The sequence below is a fragment of the Arthrobacter sp. SPG23 genome, from assembly GCF_000876655.1.
Lineage (GTDB): Bacteria > Actinomycetota > Actinomycetes > Actinomycetales > Micrococcaceae > Arthrobacter.
The window spans coordinates 106,309-126,638 of record NZ_JYCN01000001.1; the positions used below are offsets into that span (position 1 = coordinate 106,309).

Annotated in this window: 16 protein-coding genes and 1 pseudogene; 12 read left to right on the forward strand and 5 right to left on the reverse strand. The window is 66.8% G+C overall.

The annotated features are described in order from the left end of the window. Positions 1–120 precede the first annotated feature (120 nt). The 7 genes from TV39_RS00555 to dhaM all read left to right on the forward strand — a co-directional run bounded on the left by TV39_RS00555 (position 121) and on the right by dhaM (position 9,188). Entirely contained in the window at positions 121–447 is a 327-nt protein-coding gene (locus TV39_RS00555; RefSeq protein ID WP_011690038.1) for a histone-like nucleoid-structuring protein Lsr2, read from the forward strand. 382 nt (positions 448–829) lie between these two features. Continuing rightward, a complete protein-coding gene (locus TV39_RS00560; RefSeq protein WP_011690039.1) occupies positions 830–3,322 on the forward strand; it encodes an ATP-dependent Clp protease ATP-binding subunit in 2,493 nt (830 codons plus the stop codon). Between the two features lie 391 nt (positions 3,323–3,713). Then, on the forward strand, positions 3,714–5,864 hold the full coding sequence (locus TV39_RS00565; protein ID WP_200890918.1) for a S9 family peptidase: 2,151 nt from the start codon (positions 3,714–3,716) through the stop codon (positions 5,862–5,864). Positions 5,865–5,896: 32 nt separating this feature from the next. After that, on the forward strand, positions 5,897–6,415 hold the full coding sequence (locus TV39_RS00570) for an amino-acid N-acetyltransferase (RefSeq protein ID WP_043476808.1): 519 nt from the start codon (positions 5,897–5,899) through the stop codon (positions 6,413–6,415). A 465-nt stretch (positions 6,416–6,880) separates the two neighbouring features. Continuing rightward, positions 6,881–7,882, forward strand: a complete 1,002-nt coding sequence (gene dhaK, locus TV39_RS00575) for a dihydroxyacetone kinase subunit DhaK (RefSeq protein ID WP_043476811.1) — start codon at positions 6,881–6,883, stop codon at positions 7,880–7,882. 2 nt (positions 7,883–7,884) lie between these two features. After that, a complete protein-coding gene (gene dhaL, locus TV39_RS00580; RefSeq protein WP_043476814.1) occupies positions 7,885–8,517 on the forward strand; it encodes a dihydroxyacetone kinase subunit DhaL in 633 nt (210 codons plus the stop codon). Beyond that, complete coding sequence (gene dhaM / locus TV39_RS00585; RefSeq protein ID WP_043476817.1) at positions 8,514–9,188, forward strand: dihydroxyacetone kinase phosphoryl donor subunit DhaM; 675 nt, start codon at positions 8,514–8,516, stop codon at positions 9,186–9,188. Before dhaL ends, dhaM begins: the two co-directional genes overlap by 4 nt. A gap of 1 nt (position 9,189) precedes the next feature. On the opposite strand, the gene TV39_RS00590 is transcribed toward dhaM, so the two are convergent. The 3 genes and pseudogenes from TV39_RS00590 to TV39_RS22810 all read right to left on the reverse strand — a co-directional run bounded on the left by TV39_RS00590 (position 9,190) and on the right by TV39_RS22810 (position 11,075). Then, positions 9,190–9,687, reverse strand: coding sequence for a hypothetical protein (locus TV39_RS00590; RefSeq protein WP_043476820.1), 498 nt, complete (start codon positions 9,685–9,687; stop codon positions 9,190–9,192). 69 nt (positions 9,688–9,756) lie between these two features. After that, positions 9,757–10,191, reverse strand: coding sequence for a DUF3592 domain-containing protein (locus TV39_RS00595; RefSeq protein WP_043476823.1), 435 nt, complete (start codon positions 10,189–10,191; stop codon positions 9,757–9,759). 64 nt (positions 10,192–10,255) lie between these two features. Beyond that, positions 10,256–11,075: pseudogene (locus TV39_RS22810) on the reverse strand (A/G-specific adenine glycosylase). A gap of 255 nt (positions 11,076–11,330) precedes the next feature. Here TV39_RS22810 and TV39_RS00605 point away from each other — a divergent pair. Continuing rightward, positions 11,331–12,011 carry a membrane protein gene (locus tag TV39_RS00605; RefSeq protein ID WP_043476826.1) on the forward strand — a complete coding sequence of 227 codons (681 nt, stop codon included), beginning with the start codon at positions 11,331–11,333 and terminating at the stop codon, positions 12,009–12,011. Between the two features lie 14 nt (positions 12,012–12,025). On the opposite strand, the gene disA is transcribed toward TV39_RS00605, so the two are convergent. After that, positions 12,026–13,102 carry a DNA integrity scanning diadenylate cyclase DisA gene (gene disA, locus TV39_RS00610; protein ID WP_043476829.1) on the reverse strand — a complete coding sequence of 359 codons (1,077 nt, stop codon included), beginning with the start codon at positions 13,100–13,102 and terminating at the stop codon, positions 12,026–12,028. Between the two features lie 358 nt (positions 13,103–13,460). Here disA and TV39_RS00615 point away from each other — a divergent pair, with 358 nt between their 5' ends. After that, positions 13,461–15,074, forward strand: a complete 1,614-nt coding sequence (locus TV39_RS00615) for a peptide chain release factor 3 (protein ID WP_043476831.1) — start codon at positions 13,461–13,463, stop codon at positions 15,072–15,074. Between the two features lie 77 nt (positions 15,075–15,151). Beyond that, positions 15,152–16,597 carry a GAF domain-containing serine/threonine-protein kinase gene (locus TV39_RS00620; RefSeq protein WP_043476834.1) on the forward strand — a complete coding sequence of 482 codons (1,446 nt, stop codon included), beginning with the start codon at positions 15,152–15,154 and terminating at the stop codon, positions 16,595–16,597. 8 nt (positions 16,598–16,605) lie between these two features. Here the strand turns inward: TV39_RS00620 and TV39_RS00625 are convergent, their stop codons facing one another. Further along, positions 16,606–17,808 (reverse strand): PucR family transcriptional regulator, encoded by a 1,203-nt coding sequence (locus tag TV39_RS00625; protein ID WP_043476837.1) that lies wholly within the window; start codon positions 17,806–17,808, stop codon positions 16,606–16,608. A 99-nt stretch (positions 17,809–17,907) separates the two neighbouring features. Between TV39_RS00625 and TV39_RS00630 the strand changes: the two genes are divergently transcribed. Next, on the forward strand, positions 17,908–19,044 hold the full coding sequence (locus tag TV39_RS00630) for a ferredoxin reductase (RefSeq protein WP_043476839.1): 1,137 nt from the start codon (positions 17,908–17,910) through the stop codon (positions 19,042–19,044). A 13-nt stretch (positions 19,045–19,057) separates the two neighbouring features. Beyond that, positions 19,058–20,296 carry a fatty acid desaturase family protein gene (locus TV39_RS00635; RefSeq protein WP_235347223.1) on the forward strand — a complete coding sequence of 413 codons (1,239 nt, stop codon included), beginning with the start codon at positions 19,058–19,060 and terminating at the stop codon, positions 20,294–20,296. Positions 20,297–20,330: the final 34 nt, after the last annotated feature.

The window sequence follows — 20,330 nt, forward strand, 5'->3', positions numbered from 1 at the left end:
CTGCCCACCATTCACAGGAACCTTTTGCGGCTTTGACGCGTTGCCATAAACCGGGGGATACTTTTTACAGATACATCCTGCTTTTCTGCATACCCGTCCTTTCCAAAAGAGAGAATTTATATGGCACAGAAAGTGAAAATCATCCTTGTCGATGATCTGGATGGGGGAACCGCGGACGAAACTGTCCGATTTGGCCTCGACGGCGTCAGTTACGAAATTGACCTGTCGGCTGCCAATGCTGCAGAACTCCGCTCCTCCGTGGAGCGGTTTGTTTCAAGCGCCCGCAAGACGTCCACCGGCCGCGCCACCCGTACCAAGGTCTCAGGCGGCCGTAACCAGGACTCTGCTCAGATTCGTCAGTGGGCCAGGGAGAATGGCTATGCGGTTAACAGCCGCGGCCGTATCCAGGCCGAAATTCAGGAAGCCTACCAGAAGGCAAATTCCTAGCACTGCCGCAGTTTTGCGTGGAAACGCAATGCCCCTGCCAATCGGCGGGGGCATTGCCATTTGAATACCCGGCCCGGCAGTGAAGGGTGCAAGGGGAAAGCGGCACGGATATTCCCGGGCTTATTGCGCCGGGAAACCGCCCGGGGACGAGTTTCCCATCCCGGGTAACGCAATTGGAAGACCGGCCTGCGGGCGGATTCCGGGCCTGCAACAAAGGCGATTCGCACCCGGCGAGGGTGGTTCTGCGTCTCCGGCGCCCGGTGGCGGCAACTCCTGGTCAACCCCTGGAGGCGCCCCCGGGTTTCCCCTGTGGCGAACACGCTCCACAAGTCCGGGTCTGCCACGTAGCATCAAAGTACGTCGTAGCTAGGAGTGTGGCGAAATGTTTGAGCGATTTACGGACCGTGCCCGTCGCGTAGTTGTGCTTGCCCAAGAAGAGGCACGCATGCTGAACCACAATTACATCGGTACCGAACACATCCTCTTGGGTCTGATCCATGAGGGTGAGGGCGTTGCCGCCAAAGCTCTGGAGTCCTTGAGCATTTCGCTCGACGGCGTACGCGAGCAGGTACAGGAGATCATCGGCCAGGGCCAGCAGGCCCCGTCCGGCCATATCCCCTTCACCCCGCGCGCCAAGAAGGTGCTGGAGCTCTCGCTCCGCGAAGCCCTGCAGCTGGGCCACAACTACATCGGCACGGAGCACATCCTGCTGGGGCTCATCCGCGAGGGTGAAGGCGTGGCCGCCCAGGTTCTCGTGAAGCTCGGAGCGGACCTCAACCGCGTCCGCCAGCAGGTGATCCAGCTGCTCTCGGGCTACCAGGGCAAGGAGACCACCGGCGCAGGCGTCGGCGCCGGCCAGCCGGAGGGCACCCCTGCCGGCTCCGTGGTTCTGGACCAGTTCGGCCGCAACCTGACCCAGGCTGCGCGCGAGAACAAGCTGGACCCTGTGATCGGACGCGAACAGGAAATGGAACGCGTCATGCAGGTCCTTTCCCGGCGCACCAAGAACAACCCCGTCCTCATCGGCGAGCCCGGCGTGGGCAAGACAGCCGTCGTCGAAGGACTCGCCCAGGCGATCGTCCGCGGCGATGTCCCGGAGACCATCAAGGACAAGCAGCTTTACACGCTGGACCTTGGGTCCCTGGTGGCAGGTTCCCGCTACCGCGGTGATTTCGAAGAGCGCCTGAAGAAGGTCCTCAAGGAGATCCGCACCCGCGGCGACATCATCCTGTTCATCGACGAGATCCATACCCTTGTGGGTGCGGGTGCCGCCGAAGGCGCTATTGATGCCGCGTCGATCCTGAAGCCCATGCTGGCCCGCGGCGAGCTCCAGACCATTGGTGCCACCACGCTGGATGAATACCGCAAGCACATCGAGAAGGATGCGGCCCTTGAGCGCCGCTTCCAGCCGATCCAGGTCAAGGAGCCTTCGGTTGCCCACGCGATCGAGATCCTCAAGGGCCTGCGTGACCGCTACGAGGCGCACCACCGGGTGACCATCACCGACGGCGCCCTCGCGTCGGCTGCGAACCTGTCCGAACGCTACATCTCGGACCGCTTCCTGCCGGACAAGGCGATCGACCTCATCGATGAAGCCGGCGCACGCCTGCGCATCCGCCGGATGACGGCTCCGCCGGAGCTGAAGGCCATGGACGAGCGCATCGCCGAACTCAAGATGGAGAAGGAGTCTGCGATTGACGCGCAGGACTTCGAAGGTGCTGCCTCTCTGCGCGACAAGGAGCAGAAGCTCATTGCCGAGCGGGCCGAGAAGGAACGCCACTGGAAGACCGGCGGCATGGACGACATCTCCGAGGTGGATGAGGATCTCATCGCCGAGGTGCTGGCAAACTCCACCGGCATTCCGGTCTTCAAGCTGACCGAGGAAGAGTCCTCGCGCCTGCTGAAGATGGAAGACGAGCTGCACAAGCGCGTCGTCGGCCAGAACGAGGCCATCAAGGCCCTGTCCCAGGCCATCCGGCGCACCCGTGCAGGCCTCAAGGACCCCAAGCGTCCGGGCGGCTCGTTCATCTTCGCCGGCCCCACCGGCGTCGGCAAGACCGAGCTCGCCAAGGCCCTCGCGGAGTTCCTGTTCGGTGAAGAGGATGCCCTCATCACGCTGGACATGTCCGAATACTCCGAGAAGCACACGGTGTCGCGGCTCTTCGGTGCCCCTCCGGGCTACGTAGGCTACGAAGAAGGCGGACAGCTGACCGAAAAGGTCCGCCGCCGTCCGTTCTCCGTGGTGCTGTTCGACGAAGTGGAGAAGGCCCACGCGGACCTCTTCAACTCGCTGCTGCAGATTCTGGAAGACGGCCGCCTGACCGACTCCCAGGGCCGCGTGGTGGACTTCAAGAACACCGTGATCATCATGACCACCAACCTCGGTACGCGGGACATCTCCAAGAGCGTCGCCACCGGCTTCCAGTCCGGCACGGACACGCAGACCGGCTACAACCGGATGCGCGCCCGGGTCACCGAGGAGCTCAAGCAGCACTTCCGTCCCGAGTTCCTGAACCGTGTTGACGACGTTGTGGTGTTCCCGCAGCTGACCCAGGACGAGATCATCGAGATCGTGGACCTGTTCGTGAGCCGCTTGGAGAAGCGCCTCAAGGACAAGGACATGGGCATCGAGCTCACCAAGGCGGCCAAGGTCCTCCTGGCCACCCGCGGTTACGACCCCGCCATGGGTGCCCGGCCTCTGCGCCGTACCATCCAGCGCGAGATCGAGGACCAGCTGTCCGAGAAGATCCTCTTCGGAGAGATCCACGCGGGCGACATCGTGGTAGTGGATGTGGACGGCGAAGGCGACGACGCCAAGTTCACCTTTGAAGGGAACGCCAAGCCGCGCATCCCCGAAATCGCCCCGAGCGTCTAACGCATTACCGCTAAGGCCCCGCCCACTCTGCAAAGAGCGGGCGGGGCCTTTCGCGTTGCCGCCCGGTTCCGGTGGCCGGGTCCGGCGCAGCCGGCCGAGACATTTGCCGGCGCCTCGGTCGTTCCTCCCTTAGACGGCGCCTACACAAATGCCTGACCGGCAGCGCCTCAGCGCGTAAGGCGGCTCCCAGCGGAGCGGAGGCGGCGGTGGCATTTGTGTAGCTTGCGTCAAAGCGACGAAGGAGCAGCAAGCGGCAAATGGTGCCGGTGCCGGAGCGCCCGAGCCTCGGGGTCGCCCGCCCCTCGCTGGAGGGTGTGCGGGATCTGAGAGCACCGTTTCACTAGTAGTGAAAGTGCTGTGATCCGGCGCACAGGCGGTGTTGAATCTCTTCATGGCTTCTGAGGACTCAGCGACCCTGAGCGAACAACCGGCGACCCCTTTCCACGACATTGACCACTACCTCGCCATACCGCGGGTGAGCGGCCTGGCGTTGAGCCCGGACGGAAAGCGCCTGGTGACCACCGTCTCCACGCTCAACGACAAGGGCACCGAGTATGTCACTGCCCTGTGGGAACTGGATCCGGCGGGGGAGAAGCATGCCCGGCGGATCACCCGCAGCGCCAAGGGCGAGGCCGGCGCAGCCTTTGCCGCCACGGGTGACCTCTACTTCACTTCGGCGCGCCCGGATCCCGAAAACCCTGAGGACCATCCCGTCAGCGCACTCTGGCAGCTGCCCGCCGACGGCGGCGAAGCGCGCGTGGTCCTTTCCCGCGCAGGCGGGATCAGCCAGGTGATGACGGCCAGGGACGCAGGTTCCACCTTCGTCACTGCATCCATCCTGGCGGGTTCCGCTGACGAGGAAGCAGACGAGGCGCGGCGAAAGGGCCGCAAGGACAACAAGGTGTCCGCGATCCTCCACAGCGGCTACCCGGTGCGCTACTGGGACGCCGACCTGGGCCCGGACCAGCCGCGAATCTTCGCCGTGGAGCCTGGAGACGAGCCGGATCCCGGCAAGCCGGCCACTGTTGACGTGGCCCCACCGCTGAAGCTCCGCAACCTGACGCCGGACGCGGCAGGCATGCTCCGGAACGCGGACTCGGTGGTCAGTCCCGATGGCAGGACGATCTACACCAGCTTCGACAAGCCCCTCGCCAAGGCAGACTCGCGATCCGTCCTGGTGGCTATCGACGTGGACACCGCAACGCACAGGGTCCTGCTGGACCGGGAAGGCATGAGCTACTTCGCCGGACCGGTGAGCCCCGACAACCGCACGCTCGTCGTCCTCAGCGAATCCGACACCACTCCGCTCCAGGCTCCCCAGGTCAAGCTCCACCTGCTGGACGTCAGCGCGCCGGGGGAGCCGGAAGCAAACCTCCGGCCGCTGGCCCGTGACTGGGACCGCTGGGCCATCAAGGCGGCGTGGTTGCCGGACGGCTCTGCCCTCCTGGTGACGGCCGACGACGACGGCGCCTCCCCGGTCTTCCGGATCGCTCCCGCCGGGGCGGCGGGGTCGGGGCAAGGAGCCGGCGGATGGGCCGGCGAGGAGGAAGTCACCCGCGTGACCCGCGACGCGGCGGCCTACACCGACGTCGTGGTTTCACCGGACGGGCAGAGCGCCTACGCGCTCCGGAGTTCGTACGAATATCCGCCCGAGGCGGTACGGATCGACCTGGCGAGCGGCCAGGTCATCCGGCTGCAGGCTCCAGCCGGGCGCCCGGCGATCCAGGGATCACTGGAACGAATCGAAGCGACCGCCGCCGACGGCGCCCGGGTTCCCGCCTACCTTGCCCTGCCGGACGGCGCCTCTGCGCAGAACCCGGCGCCGCTGCTGCTCTGGATCCACGGCGGGCCGCTGGGCTCGTGGAACGCATGGACGTGGCGCTGGAACCCTTGGCTGCTGGTGGCCAAGGGCTACGCCGTCCTCCTGCCGGATCCCGCCCTGTCCACCGGCTACGGCCAGGACCACATCCAGCGCGGCTGGGGAGAATGGGGCAAGGCGCCGTATACGGACCTCATGGAAATTACGGACGCCGCGGTGCAACGCCCGGACATTGATGCGTCGCGGACGGCAGCCATGGGCGGCTCCTTCGGCGGCTACATGGCCAACTGGGTTGCGGGGCAGACGGACCGCTTCGACGCGATCGTCACCCACGCCAGCCTGTGGGCCCTGGACCAGTTCGGCCCCACCACGGACGCGTCGCAGTACTGGCTGAAGGAAATGACGGCGGAGAGGGCGCTGGCGAACTCGCCCCACCTTCACGTCGAGAAGATCAGCACGCCCATGCTGGTGATCCATGGTGACAAGGACTACCGCGTCCCCATCGGCGAGGGCCTGCGGCTCTGGTACGAGCTGCTGTCCAAGTCGCAGCTCGCGGCGGATGACGACGGCCGGACACCCCACCGTTTCCTCTACTACCCGGACGAGAACCATTGGATCCTGCAGCCGCAGCACGCCAAGGTCTGGTACGGCGTGGTGGAACATTTTCTGGCAAAGAACGTGCTGGACCAGGACGTGCCTTTGCCCGCTGACCTGGGCCTCTAGTCACCTGCGAGCCGGAGGGGGGCGGCCGTAAGATGGGGGCTGTGACTGAGACCTTCCGCATCCGCCCTGCCCGCACCAGCGACGTAGCTGCCATCAAGCGACTTGTGGCCCCGCTGGCGGACAAGAGGATCCTCATGGCCAAGGAGACTGTGGCGTACTACGAGAGCCTGCAGGAGTTCAGGATCGCGGAGTCGGCTGACGGCGAAGTGATCGGTTGCGGCGCCCTGCACGTCATGTGGGAGGACCTCGCCGAAGTGCGCACCCTGGCCGCCTCCGATGCGTGGCGCGGCAAGGGCGTGGGGCATGTCCTGGTGGAAAGTCTCCTGGAGGAAGCCCGTGCACTGGGCGTCTCCCGGGTGTTCTGCCTGACCTTCGAAGTGGACTTTTTCAAGAAGCACGGCTTCGACGTCATGGCAGACCAGACGGCGGTGGACCCGGTGGTCTATTCCGAGCTGCTGCGCTCGCATGACGAAGGCGTGGCGGAGTTCCTGGACCTCGCCCGGGTCAAGCCCAACACCCTGGGCAACACCCGCATGATCAGGTTCCTCTAGCCGCCCGTGGGGCCCGTCGATTACGTCTGACTTCTAAACTCTTCCCTTATATCGAATCGATGTATAAAATTACATCAGCTTGCCCGGTATCACCCGAATCCCGAGACCACTTCAGGGGACAGAAATGCGCGAGTACGCCATTTTTCCGGATTTTTCGGCGTTTCAAATGGATCTTCCTACGGTGCTGAACAGTAGAGAGTCCCTGGGCCGGCCCGCTGAGGCGTCGGCATTCCACATTGGGGCCGCCGCGTGGCCGGATTTCCTGCCGGCCTCCTGGGCGAAGCGCTGAGCGTGGCCGGGGGATCCAAGGCTTGGCAAGGAAGGGACAGTCAATTGGGGGCTGTCCCTTTCGTTTGCCCTTCTTAGCCGGACCGTAGCCGGACGATTCGGCAGGGCGCTACCGCTGCCCGGGCCGCGGTAGTAGGGTCAAGACAAAGCCGCCAGGACACTCCAGGGAGCACTCCAATGAAGAAGCTGATCAACGATCCCCGCGCTGTAGTGGACGAGTCCGTGGAAGGCTTCGGCCTTGCCCATGCGGACATCGTGACCGTCAGTGCCGAGCCGAAGTACATTACCCGCAAGGATGCCCCGGTAGCCGGGAAAGTGGGCCTCGTGAGCGGCGGCGGCAGCGGCCATGAACCGCTTCACGGCGGGTTCGTCGGGCTGGGAATGCTCGACGCCGCGGTGCCCGGTGCCGTCTTCACCTCGCCAACGCCTGACCAGATCATTCCGGCGACCCTCGCCGTGAACTCGGGCGCCGGCGTCGTGCACATCGTCAAGAACTACACCGGCGACGTCCTGAATTTCGAAACGGCCGCCGAAATGGCGGAAGCAGAAGGCGTGCAGGTCCGCACGGTGCTGGTGAACGACGACGTAGCCGTGGAGGACTCGCTGTACACGGCGGGCCGGCGCGGCGTGGGCGGGACCGTCCTGGTGGAGAAGATCGCCGGTGCGGCAGCCGAACGCGGGGACGACCTGGATGCCGTCGCCGCCCTCGGGGACCGCGTCAACCAGAACGTCCGCAGCATGGGCGTCGCGCTGTCCGCCTGCACGGTCCCGCACGCAGGGGTGCCCAGCTTTGACCTGGAAGAGAACGAAATCGAAATCGGCATCGGAATCCATGGGGAGCCAGGACGGCACCGGATCCCCATGGAAAACGCCGACGGCATTACCGACCGCCTCCTGGAGCCCATCCTGTCCGACCTCGGCGTAGCCTCCGGCGACAAGGTGCTCCTGTTCGTGAACGGCATGGGCGGGACGCCGCAAAGCGAGCTGTACATCGTGTACCGCCGGGCAGCGCAGGTTCTCGCCGAGAAAGGCATCACGGTGGAGCGCTCCCTAGTGGGCAACTACATCACCTCGCTGGAGATGCAGGGCTGCTCCATCACCGTGCTTCGGCTCGACGACGAACTGACCAGCCTCTGGGACGCCCCGGTCCACACCGCCGCACTGCGCTGGGGCATCTGACCGTGGGGCTGGACGTTGACTGGGCCGTAAGGTGGCTGACTCTTTCCGCGCAGGCGATGGCGGACCACCGGGTGGAACTGATTGAGCTGGACCGTGCCATCGGGGATTCCGATCACGGCGAAAACATGGACCGCGGATTCAAGGCGGTGATGGAAAAACTCGCCGAAGCGCCGCCCGCCACCCCGGGAGCTGCCCTGAAGCTGACGGCCATGGCACTGATGTCCAAGGTGGGCGGAGCGGCCGGGCCCCTCTACGGCACCGCCTTCCTGCGTGCCTCCACCTCGCTGGGCGACGCGGAGGACATCGATCCCGCGGCGCTCGCCGCCGCCATCCAGGCCGCCCGCGACGGCGTTGTGGCCCGGGGCAAGGCCGAATCCGGCGACAAGACCATGGTGGACGCGTGGACGCCCGCCGTCGACGCTGCAGCAGCGCAGGCCGCTGCGGGGGACGGGGACGTCGTCAAGGTCCTCCTGGCGGCCGCGGAAGCCGCCGAGGCGGGTGCAGTTGCCACTGATCCGCTCATCGCCCGCAAGGGACGCGCCAGCTACCTGGGTGAGCGCAGCGCCGGCCACCGGGATCCCGGGGCAGTCTCCACCGCCCTCATCCTGCGCGCCGCGGCCGGGGCGGCCGAATGACGGTCAGCCTCGTGGTGGTGTCGCATAGCGAAAAGATCGCCGACGGGGCGGCGGAGCTGGCCGCCCAAATGGCGCCCGACGTCGTGATCCTCCCGGCTGGCGGTACCGACGACGGCCGGATCGGCACCAGTCTCGAAAAGGTCATGGCAGCCCTGGACCAAGCGGCAGGCGAAGACGGCATCGTGGTGCTCACGGACCTCGGCTCAGCCGTGATGACGGCTGAATCGGCCGTGGAATTCCAGCCGGATCCGGACTCTGTGCTGTTGGCCGATGCTCCACTGGTCGAGGGGCTGGTGGCGGCAGCTGTTGCCGCGCAGTCGGGGGCGGACGCCATTGGGGTCAAGCAGGCTGCCGAAGCGGTTCGCCGTGCTCCTGCGCCGGAGGCGCCCTCCGAGGCGGAGACCCTGGGGCCGCCCGAAGCCGCAGGCGATTTCGAGCTGGTCAACCAGGCCGGCATGCATGCGCGGCCGGCGGCAAAGATCGCCGGCGGACTTGCGGGCCTGGACGCGGAGGTGACCGTCAACGGCATGGACGGCGCTTCCATGACCGGCCTGATGACCCTGGGTGCAGGCAAAGGGTCCGTCCTCCACGTCGAGGCCTGGGGGCCGGACGCAGCCAAGGCTGTGAAGTACGTCGGCGGCCTGGTGGAGGCTGGGTTCGGGGAGCCCTGACTTACGGGGCCTGCCGGAGGCCGTCGGCATCCAGCAGCACAGTGGCCGTGACGAACTTTCCGCAGTGCTCTCCGTACGGGTACTCCGCCCGGGGCATGAAGCTCAGCGTGCGCCCTGGCAGCGGAGCCCCCGACGTGGAGGTGCCGGTGGCCGTGGCATCAATGCGCGATTCGGTCAGGACATCCATCATCAGCATGCCGGTGAGCGTGCCGTCAGGCGAGGACGTTGCCGAACACGTGCCGTCCGGCCCGGCCGAAGGTTCGCAGCCCAGGTCCACGGCCGTGCTGCCCGCCATCAGCTCAAGGTCCGCTTCCCGGCACGTGCCGTCCTGGCAGGCCTTCAGGCGGATGGCCTCGACGGTTGGGACGTAGCTGGCCGCCACCGTCAGCGCCACCACCGGCGCCTGCGCTATTGCCGGGCACGGCACTGCCTCGGGCAGGCACGCGGACGGGATCAGCGAGGTGGTGACCGCTACCAGGAGTACGCCCAAGGTGCGCATGCTTCACAGTAGATCCGTCCGGGGCCGCGCCGCCAGAGGAAGCCGGGAGGATGCCCGCGAACGCGGACCCTAGCTGACCGGAAAGATGCCGATGAACCAGAACGCGGCAACAACGAAGACGGCAATAAAGGCGATCATGCAGCCCATGCCGGCCTTCTCCTTCGACGCCTGGTGGATGGACTGGTTCGGATCTGCCGGGTTGTAGGCCACCTCCACGGTTGAGCCCGGCACCGGTTCAGACCGGAACGGGACGTCCGACTCCCCGAAATACATGGTTCCGCGCGGGTCGGCGAAGCGGTAGGTGGGGCGGTAGAGGCGGTGGCGCGACCCCGACGAGCCAACGGCGCTGGACCACCCGGCAGTGCTGCCGGTCACCGTCGCCTGGACCCTTGGCCACTGTGCCGCGAGCTTCTCCTGGCGTTTGGCCTTCCGCATCGCCGCGGTGATCGACACGGCCGCCGCGACAACGAACAATGCCCAGATGATGTACAGCACGGTTTTCACGGTTCTCCCTTTCGCGTCAGCAAGCAGTATGCCACTGCCGCTTCGCTTCAATGGCGGACCGCCGTCAGGCGGGTAGCCTCAGGCCGGCCGGGTGCAGTTCCGCCAAGCCGTCGCTGACCAGCCCTGCGAGGGCGCGCTCCAACTGCTCCGGGGCCGAATTCAGCCGGTGCAGCGCCGCCAGCGGAACCCCGATACCTTCGGCTTCGAAGCCAAGGTCCGCGGCGGGCTGATGGAACATCTCCGGAGCCACCGGCGCATCCGCCAGCCGGAGGACGGCCATCACGGCTCCCCGGACCTGCCGGTCGGTGCCGTGCCAGGACTGGCCCTTCGGCGTGTACGACGGCGGCGGCTCACCGGCCGCAACCCAAGCGCACGCTCCGCGCACCGGGCACTCACCGCACTTCGGCGCCCTCGCCGTGCAGACCAGCGCCCCCCAGCTCCATGACCGCCGCGTTCCAGCGGACGGAGAGTCCGACGTCGGCGGGCAAGAGCTCGGCGGCCAGCCGCATTTCGGCCGCCGTCAGCGACTGTGACGGCAGCGCAGTGCCGGAAAAGAGCCGCGCGTGGACGCGGCGGATATTGGTGTCCACCACGGTTTCGCGGCGGCCGAATGCGAACGCGGCGACCGCGGCCGCCGTGTAGCTGCCCACTCCGGGGAGTTCCAGCAGTTCGTCGTACGTGCCCGGTACGCCGCCGTCGTGCTTTTCCACAATGGCGACGGCGGCTGCATGCAGGCGCAGTGCCCGCCGCGGATAGCCAAGCCTGCCCCATTGCCGGACAGCCTCGCCGGAGGCCTCGGCCGCCAGATGCGCCGGCGACGGCCAGCGGCGGAGCCAGTCCTCCCAGACAGGCAGGACCCGGACCACGGGTGTCTGCTGGAGCATGATCTCACTGACCAGGACACCCCAGGGGGAGCACCCGGGCTCGCGCCACGGCAGATCCCGGGCGGTGGCGCCGAACCAGGCGTCAAGGGCTTCGTGGAGGGCGGCAAGCGGCGGCAATGCCGGGCGACTCGCCGGGGGCGGGGCAGTGGGTACGGCTAAGGCTTCGATGCAAATACTGTAGTGGATACTGGCCAGCCGTCCGCCTTCCCGGCGTGGTGGTGCCCCAATGCGCCCGGCGTTCTCTAGCCTAGAAGGATGGTCAGGCAAGGCACTTCAGGAAAGAACGGTTCGAAACCGAAGGGCACCCCCGGCCGGCAGGCGGGACGGCCTCCGCTGAAGGCCGTCTACCGCCGTCGCAGGCTGTTCGTTGGCCTGGCGCTGCTTCTCGTTGCCGCGGTGGCGCTGGGAGGCTTTGCTGCCGTATCCGGCGCCATGCGCTCCGCCGAGCAGGCTTCCTCCACCGACCGGAACGGTTCTGACGGGCAGGCCGCCAAGCCGGACGCCACGCCGTCCGCGTCCGCCACGCCCAGCACTCCGGCCACGCCCACCTGTGACCAAAGCCTGGTGACCGTCTCTGCTTCGACCGACAAGGCTGCCTACGCGGAGGGTGAGAATCCGCTGCTCAGCCTGAAAGTAACCAACGGCGGAAAGGTGGCGTGCGAGGTGAACCTGGGCACGTCCCAGATGGAATACACCGTCACCAGCGGCTCCGACCGGATCTTCTCCTCGGTTGACTGCCAGGTTGAGAGCGGGGACCTCGTCAAGACCATCGCTCCGGGCCAGAGCGAGACCGCCAACTTCCCGTGGCAGCGCAACCGCAGCATTCCGGGCTGCGGCGCAGTGTCCGCGAAGCCCGGCGCCGGCGGCGCGTATTACATGTTTGTGGCCAGGCTGGGGTCCAAGGCCAGCTCGAAGGCCGTCTTCCAGCTTCTCTAGGCTGGATGGGGGGGCTAGAGGAAGCGGTCCAGCAGGCTCGCCTCGGCCATCCGGCTCAGTCCCTCCCGGACCGTGCGGGCGCGCTGGTCGCCGATGCCGTCCACCGTCATGAGGTCGTCGATGGTGGCTGCCATCAGGTACTGGAGCCCGCCGAAGTGGTCAACAAGCCTGTCCGCCACGGCCTTTGGCACCGCTTTCAGGCCGGACAGGAGACGGTAACCGCGCGGCTGCACCACGGCGTCGAGCGTCTCCACGCCGCCCGCGAAGCCGATAATGCCGGCAATCCGGCTCAGGTCGATCAGTTCGGTGGGGCCGAGGCTCAGCAGGGCGCTGACGGCACCGTCAATGTCCTCCGGGGTGGCGTTCGGGCCGGCGTAATCGCGGATGATCACATCGCTGCCGGGTCCCCGGCCCACCGTGAGTTCATCCAGCTGGAGCGATAGCAGGCGCCCGTCCTCGCCGAGCTCAAGGACGTACTGGGAGATTTCCTCGGAGATCCGGCGCACCATTTCCTGGCGCTGCAGCGTCACCGCGACGTCCCGGACAGTCACCATGGCTTCGATTTCCAGGGCGGAAAGGGAACTGGTGACCTGGTCCAGCCGGGACCGGTAGCGTTCCAGGGTGGCCAGCGCCTGGTTGGCGCGGGCCAGGACCTTCTCGGAGCCCTCCAGGACGTGCCGCAGCCCGTTCACGTACAGGGCGATGATCTGCATGGACTGGCTGACAGAGATCACGGGAACGCCGGTCTGGATGGCCACCCGCTCCGCAGTGCGGTGCCTGGTGCCCGATTCCTGGGTTTCGATGCTGGAGTCCGGAACCAGCTGCACGGCGGCCCGAAGGATGTTGCCGGCGTCTTTGTCGCAGATGATGGCGCCGTCCATTTTGGCCAGCTCGCGAAGGCGCGTGGGGGAGAAGTCGATCCCGATGTCGAACCCGCCGGAGCAGATGGACTCGATGGTCTTGTCGATGCCCAGGACGATCAACGCGCCCGTGCGCCCGCGAAGGATGCGTTCCAGGCCATCGCGCAGAGCGGTGCCTGGAGCCACTCTGCCCAGAGTCGCCTTAAGCGAATCTTCAGGGCTCCGAGCCATAGGTTTTCCCTTCAAAGGTGCAGGCCGCTGCCTGCAAGTATGCCGGTTTTACGATTCCGCCGGCAGGATCAAAAGTACTCATTTCCCCACTGGCTCCATCCTAGAGGCAAAGAAGAGCATTAACCGCACGGACAAGCCTCAAAGTGGCCCGTTTGGCCTGCTGCCGGCAGCGGTCCGGAAGGCCCGGGACGACGGCGGCGGGAGACGGCAGTTGGGCCGTTTACCGGCGCCTCCTGCCGCCCTGCGATAAACTGGAAACCTTGGCTGCACAGTTAACGCCTGCCGGCCCCACGTTTGAATTGCGTTCACATCACATTCACATCCCTTACCCGCCCCCTGTCGCAGCGAAAGTAGCACCGTGTCTCAAGAAGTCCTTAGCCCCGCCCGAGTCCAGGAGATTCACAAGCAGGCGGCCCGGCGTCGGACTTTCGCGGTCATTTCCCACCCTGACGCCGGCAAGTCCACGCTCACTGAAGCCCTGGCGCTGCACGCGAAGGTGATCGGCACAGCCGGTGCGTCCAGCGGCAAGTCCAACCGCAAGGAAACGGTCTCGGACTGGATGCAGATGGAAAAGGACCGCGGCATCTCCATCAGCTCCGCAGCCCTGCAGTTCGCCTACCGTGACACCGTGATCAACCTCCTGGACACCCCCGGCCACGCCGACTTCTCCGAGGACACCTACCGCGTCCTGGCCGCCGTGGACTGCGCCGTGATGCTGGTTGATGCAGCCAAGGGCCTGGAAACGCAGACCATGAAGCTCTTCGAGGTCTGCAAGCAGCGCAACCTGCCCATCATCACAGTGATCAACAAGTGGGACCGTCCCGGCCTGGATGCCCTGGCGCTGATGGACGAAATCACCGAGCGCACGGGACTCCAGCCCATGCCGCTGACCTGGGCCGTGGGCATCTCGGGCGACTTCCGCGGCGTGTGGGACCTCCGCAACGACCGCTTCGCCCGGTTCCAGAGGAACAACGCAGGCGCCAACATCGCGCTCACCGAGTACTTCACCCCCGAAGAAGCCGCCGCCAACCAGGGCGACGACTGGTCCAACGCCGTGGACGAAGCCGGACTGGTCATCGAATCCAACCTGGAGTTCGACGTCGACGCCTTCCACGCAGGCAAGGCAACCCCCATCCTCTTCAGCTCCGCCGCCCTCAACTTCGGCGTTAAGGAAATCCTGGACGCTTTGGTGGACTTCGCCCCGCCGGCGGCGCCGCGGCCCGACGTCGACGGCGAGCCCCGTGCGGTGGATGCTCCGTTCGCGGGTTTCGTCTTCAAGGTCCAGGCCGGCATGAACAAGGCCCACCGCGACCACGTCGCCTTCATCCGCGTGTGCTCCGGCGTCTTCGAACGCGGCATGGTGGTCACGCAGACGCGCACCGGCAAGTCGTTCGCCACCAAATACGCCCAGCAGGTGTTCGGCCGTGAGCGCGAGGTGATCGACGAAGCCTTCCCCGGCGACGTCGTTGGCCTGGTGAATGCCTCGTCGCTGCGCGTGGGCGACAGCCTGTTCCTGGACGAACCCGTGGAGTTCCCCGCGATCCCGCTGTTCGCTCCGGAGCACTTCCAGGTGGCGCGTTCCAAGGACCCCAGCCGCTTCAAGCAGTTCCGCCGCGGCATCGAGCAGCTCGAGCACGAGGGCGTCATCCAGGTGCTCCGCTCCGACATCCGCGGCGACCAGGCGCCGGTGCTCGCCGCCGTCGGCCCCATGCAGTTCGAAGTGGTGGAGGACCGCATGGCGCACGACTTCAGCGCCCCGATGCGCCTGGAGCGGCTGCCGTACTCGATGGCAAGGATCTCGACGGCGGACGCCATGCCCGCCCTGGCCAACGTGCCGGGCGCCGAGGTGCTGCTGCGCTCCGACGGCGAATACCTGGCCCTGTTCAACGACATTTGGGCGCTTCGGCGGATCGAAAAGAACCACCCGGATCTGACCCTGGTGCCGATCGGCACGCACAACCCCGCCAAATAGCGGGCCTCCGTCAACTCCGCGACCATCGCCGGGATATCATAAGCATACTTATTAAATAAACAGCTGAGAGGCCGATCATGGCTGCAAGCATGGAACCCGGCTACCTCCTCAGCGGCCGATACCGGATCGGTGCCCTCGTTGGCAGGGGGAGCCAGTCAGGCGTCTACAAGGCCTTCGATGAGCTCCTTCAGCGCGACGTCGCGGTCAAGCTCTTCCGGGACGACCCCGGGAACCTGGACCACGTGCGCCGCCAGGGCGAGGAAGCGCGCATCCTGGCCGGAATGAGCCACCACGCACTGGTCACCCTGCTGGACGCGGGCGCGGACCTCAGCGACCCCCGGCACCGGCGCACGTATCTTGTCATGGAACTGGTCCGCGGGCCGGACCTGCGCCAGCGCGCGGCCCAAGGCCCCCTTTCCGCGGCGCACCTGGCACTGATCGGCCACGACCTCGCCGACGGGCTTGCGTATATCCACCACCACGGCATCGTCCACCGGGACGTCAAGCCCGCCAATATCCTCCTGGTGGACTACAACAACGATGACCGCCGGCCGCGCGCCAAGCTGAGCGACTTCGGCGTGGCGATGATCCTCGGCGAAGGCCAGCGGAGCGGCCCCGCGGAAAGCTCCGGCACCCCGCAGTACCTCAGCCCCGAACAGGCTGCCAGCGAGCCGGTGGGCCCGCCCAGTGACGTGTACTCCCTGGGGCTGGTCCTGCTTGAGGGGCTGACCGGGAAGCCCGTGTACCCCGGGGCGCCGATCGCCTCGGCCATGGCGCGGCTCCTGCGGGATCCGCACATTCCCGAAGCAGTGGCACCCAAATGGGCTGCCCTGCTCACTTCCATGCTGTCCCGTGAGCCGGGGGACCGGCCCGGCGCCCGGGACGTTTCCCTTGCCCTGCGGCAGGAAGTCATCAGCGCGGCCGGGCGCCGGCGGGGCAGCAGCCCGGCATCGTCCGGGACCCCAGCGCCCGGGACGCGGGACGCGGGAACTGTGGCGGAAGCGCCGCCGTCGGACGTTTCTGCCGCGAATGAAGAGGCGCGGATGCGCGCCGTCGAACGCTACCGGATCCTGGACACGCCGCCGGACGGCACGTTCGACCGGATCGTAGCCCTGGCCGCCCGGATGTTCTCCGTCCCCGTGGCCATCGTCAGCGTGGTGGACCATGACCGGATCTGGTTCAAAGCCCATCACGGGACCGACGTGGGCGAAATTGGGCGTGATCCCGGGCTGTGCGCATCCGCCATCCTGCAGGACGACGTCTGGGTGGTCCCGGACGCCGTCACGGACCCGCGCACCCTGGCGAACCCGCTCGTCGCGGGCGAGTTCGGCCTGCAGTTCTATGCCGGAGTGCCGCTGCGCACCCCCGACGGATACAACCTGGGGACGTTCTGCATCCTGGACCGCAAGCCGCGGGAGTTCACCGCGGAAGATTCCCGCACGCTGGAGGATCTGGCCGCGATCGTGATGAACGACCTTGAGCTGCGACTCCAAAGCCGCAGCGCGGTGGCGGCCGGCAGATGAACCGCCGCCTAGCGACGCCCCGCATGCAGGGCCAGTTCCAGCTCGAACCGGGCCCTCGGGTCTTCAAGCGCCTCCCCGAAGAGTTCGCGCAGCTGCGCCGCCCGGTAACCCACGGTCTGCGGATGGATGCCGAGCTCGGCCGCCACCGGAGCCCGCTGCCCCCAGTGCCGCAGCCAGGAAAGGAGGGTCTCCGCCAGCCTTTCGCGCTGCGCCGGGCGCAGGCCTTCCAGCGGCGCAAGCCTGCGCTCCGCCAATTCGGCGATGGCGGAGGGCTCAGAACCGAGGACAATCTGGGCCAGGTGGTCATCCGCCCAGATGGGCGGATCCTCAGGGCCTTCCCGCGGCGGCAGCACCGAGGCTGCCAGCACGGCGAGCCGCAGCGAGTCGGGCACCTTTTCCCAGCTGCCGGCGGGCCCCACGGCAGCGGACCTGCCCTTCAGCGCCTTGTCCAGCGCCGCCCGGGCGCCCTCGGACTTCCGGGCCGGAACCAAGGCCACGGCATCCGTTTCGCGCTCCACCACCAGTGTTCCCGGCCCCAGCTGCAGCCGCAGCCCTGCCGACCGGTCCAGCGGGAGGGTGACCACCACGAGCCTCGCCGGCAGCGACCAGTCGGCCATGGAAGCCGCCTGCCGCAGCGCGGCCTCGTCCGCCTGGCCCATCAGCAGCAGCTCCAGCAGTTCGGTCCTGCGCCGGTCCACGGCCCCGGCGCGCTCGGACTGTTCAAAGGCGTAGGCCTCGGCGCTCACGGCGGACAGTTCGTCGATGTATGCCAGGATCGATTCGCCCAGGTCCACCACCACGCTCTGGCCCAGGTCCTTTTCCATCGAGATCCGCGACATCTCCCGGAATGTCACTCGGGCACCCATACGGTACGCGCTCAGCAGCGCGTCCATGCTTCGGCCCTGGCGGAATTCGCCGCTGCCAAGCCCCGCCACGAGCTGCCGGCTCTCCTCGGACAGGGCGGGCAGCCTGGTACCGGGCAGCTGGAGGAACCGCTCCAGGGCAGCAGCCACCCCGCGCCGCAGGCCGCGGCCGAAGCGGCCCTCGATGGGCCTGGCGTAGGCAGGAACCAGCTGCGGGACCGCATCGATGATGGCCTCCACAATGCCGGGCATCTTGGGGCGCAGCAGGTCGCTGACCTCACGGGGCAGGGCCAGCCACGGCGGATCGTATGCGGGAGCTGCAGGACTCTTCGAGGCCGGAGGGTTCATGAGAGACTTCCATAAGTTGTTTCGGGGGAACAGTTTAGAACGTTCGATCGTATGCCTTGGGAGAAGAAATATGCCTCGATCCAACATAAGGTTAATAACATGATCCGGCTCCGTAAGCTGGCGCGCGCCGCATCTGTACTGACCACCCCGCTAGCTCCAGAAGATATTCTGTCGCTCTTCAACCCTGTGTTCTCTGCCCGCCAGTTGCGCGGCATAGTCACCAGGGTGGTGGCCGAGACGGCCGATTCCGCCACTATCTTCTTCCGTCCAGGCCGCGGCTGGAAGGCCCACCAGGCCGGCCAGTGGGCCCGCATCGGCGTCGAACTCGACGGCGTGCGGCACTGGCGTTCCTATTCCCTGAGCGCCCCCGCCGGCCAGGATCCCGCCATCACCGTGACCGACGTTGGCGCCGTTTCCGGCGTCCTGGTGCGCAACACCCGCCCCGGTGACGTGCTGTTCCTGGCCCCGCCGCAGGGCGACTTCGTCCTTCCCGAGCACCCCCGGCCGTTGCTGATGCTCACCGCCGGCAGCGGCATCACCCCCGTGATGTCCATGGTGCGAACGCTGGTTCCGCACCGTCCGGATGCCGACGTCGTGCTGATCCATTCAGCCCGGACCCCCGAAGACAGCATCTTCCGGGAAGAACTGTCGGAGCTTGCCGACCAGTTCCCCAACTTCAAGGTCACCCACTGGTTTACCGGCGAACGCGGCCGGGTGGACTTCTCCTCTGCCGCCATGCTGGACGAACTCTGCCCGGACTGGCGCCACCGCGCAGCCTATGCGTGCGGACCCGAAGGATTCCTGGACGACGCCGAAGCACTGTGGTCCGCGGAGGCCGCTGCTGCAGCGGAGGGTTCCACGCTCACCGAAGGTTCGGCCGCCGGAGAGTCCCACCAGCCGGAGGGGCCCTTTGCAGCCGACCCGATCAACCTCATCATCGAACGCTTCACCACCAGCCTCGCCGCCGGTGCAGGGCACGACGGCGGACTGGTCACCTTTGAGGCCTCCGACCGCGAGGTTGAGGTGGACGGAAGCACCCCGCTGCTGGACGTCGGCGAAGACGCCGGCGTGCTGATGCCCAGCGGCTGCCGGATGGGCATCTGCCACAGCTGCCTTACCCCCCTGCGGGCGGGGCACGTCCGCGACCTCCGCACCGGCGAAGTCCATGGCGAGCCGGGCCAACTAATCCAGACGTGTGTATCGGCAGCCGCCGGACCCGTTAACCTCGACATTTGAGGAGCACCACCGCATGGCAATAGTTACCAACCACGAAGCCGAGACCACGGAAGACGCCGTTGTGCCGTCCTCGCGCGACGACGCCGCCTTGAAGGCGGATGCAGCTGCGGAAGCCTCCGGGGCCCAGGCCGCGAAAACCCGCCGGGGGGCGCTGGCCACTTCCGGCAGCCCGCTGGTCCGTCCGCCGGCCGCAGCGCACCTCTCGGACGAGCAGGTGGCCGAGCTGGGCCGCGAACTTGATGCCATCAAGGACGACATCCTGGCCAAGCGGGGATCCTCCGACGCCGCATATATCCGCCGCATGATCAAGATCCAGCGCGGACTGGAGATCTCCGGCCGCGCAACGCTCCTGGTCAGCCGGAACAAGGCTGCCTGGATCACCGGCACCACCCTGCTGAGCCTGGCCAAGATCCTGGAAAACATGGAGATCGGGCACAACGTCCTGCACGGCCAGTGGGACTGGATGCGGGACCCGGACATCCACTCCACCACCTGGGAATGGGACTTCGTCACCCCGGCCCGCTCCTGGCAGCACACGCACAATGACCTGCACCACCGCTGGACCAACGTGGTGGGCAAGGACAACGACGTCGGATACAACCTGCTGCGGATGGACCCCCAGCAGGAGTGGAAGCCGTTCAACCTCGGCAACCCGCTCTACAACGCCATCCTGGCACCGGTCTTCGAGTGGGGCATCGCGATCTACGATCTCGAGCTCCAGGACTACAAGGAAGGCAACAAGTCCAAGGAAGCCCTGGTCAAGGACCTCAAGGCGCTCGGCATCAAGGCGCTCAAGCAGTTCACTAAGGACTACGCCGCCACCCCCGCCGTCGCAATGCTGACCGGCTCCGGCAAACAGGCGCTCTACGGCACGCTGACCGCCAACGCGGTACGCAACGTCTGGGCCCACGCAGTGATCTTCTGCGGTCACTTCCCCGAGGGGACAGACACCTTCACCGAGGAAATGGTGGAAGGGGAGACCCGCGGGGACTGGTACGTGCGGCAGATGATCGGCTCCGCCAACATCTCCGGTTCCAAGTTCATGCACCTCATGACCGGCAACCTTTCGCACCAGATCGAGCACCACCTCTTCCCGGACATTCCGTCCAACCGCTATGCCGAGGTGGCGCCGAAGGTGCAGGAGATCTGCAAGCGCTACGGCCTGCCGTACACCACAGGACCGATCTGGAAGCAGGTCGGATCCACGTGGGCCAAGGTCTTCAAGCTGGCGCTGCCGCCCAAGAAGGCCTGACCGCCGGCTCCCGGTGTGACGTGAGAGGGCGCCT

Excerpts from the sequence above, each read along its gene's own strand:
- TV39_RS00565 (WP_200890918.1), top strand. The coding sequence starts at position 3,714 with ATGGCTTCTGAGGACTCAGCGACCCTGAGCGAACAACCGGCGACCCCT.
- TV39_RS00605 (WP_043476826.1), top strand. The coding sequence starts at position 11,331 with ATGGTCAGGCAAGGCACTTCAGGAAAGAACGGTTCGAAACCGAAGGGC.
- TV39_RS00620 (WP_043476834.1), top strand. The coding sequence starts at position 15,152 with ATGGCTGCAAGCATGGAACCCGGCTACCTCCTCAGCGGCCGATACCGG.
- dhaM (WP_043476817.1), top strand. The coding sequence starts at position 8,514 with ATGACGGTCAGCCTCGTGGTGGTGTCGCATAGCGAAAAGATCGCCGAC.
- TV39_RS00625 (WP_043476837.1), bottom strand. The coding sequence starts at position 17,808 with ATGAACCCTCCGGCCTCGAAGAGTCCTGCAGCTCCCGCATACGATCCG.
- dhaK (WP_043476811.1), top strand. The coding sequence starts at position 6,881 with ATGAAGAAGCTGATCAACGATCCCCGCGCTGTAGTGGACGAGTCCGTG.
- TV39_RS00555 (WP_011690038.1), top strand. The coding sequence starts at position 121 with ATGGCACAGAAAGTGAAAATCATCCTTGTCGATGATCTGGATGGGGGA.
- TV39_RS00590 (WP_043476820.1), bottom strand. The coding sequence starts at position 9,687 with ATGCGCACCTTGGGCGTACTCCTGGTAGCGGTCACCACCTCGCTGATC.
- TV39_RS00630 (WP_043476839.1), top strand. The coding sequence starts at position 17,908 with ATGATCCGGCTCCGTAAGCTGGCGCGCGCCGCATCTGTACTGACCACC.
- disA (WP_043476829.1), bottom strand. The coding sequence starts at position 13,102 with ATGGCTCGGAGCCCTGAAGATTCGCTTAAGGCGACTCTGGGCAGAGTG.
- TV39_RS00635 (WP_235347223.1), top strand. The coding sequence starts at position 19,058 with ATGGCAATAGTTACCAACCACGAAGCCGAGACCACGGAAGACGCCGTT.
- TV39_RS00570 (WP_043476808.1), top strand. The coding sequence starts at position 5,897 with ATGGGGGCTGTGACTGAGACCTTCCGCATCCGCCCTGCCCGCACCAGC.
- TV39_RS00560 (WP_011690039.1), top strand. The coding sequence starts at position 830 with ATGTTTGAGCGATTTACGGACCGTGCCCGTCGCGTAGTTGTGCTTGCC.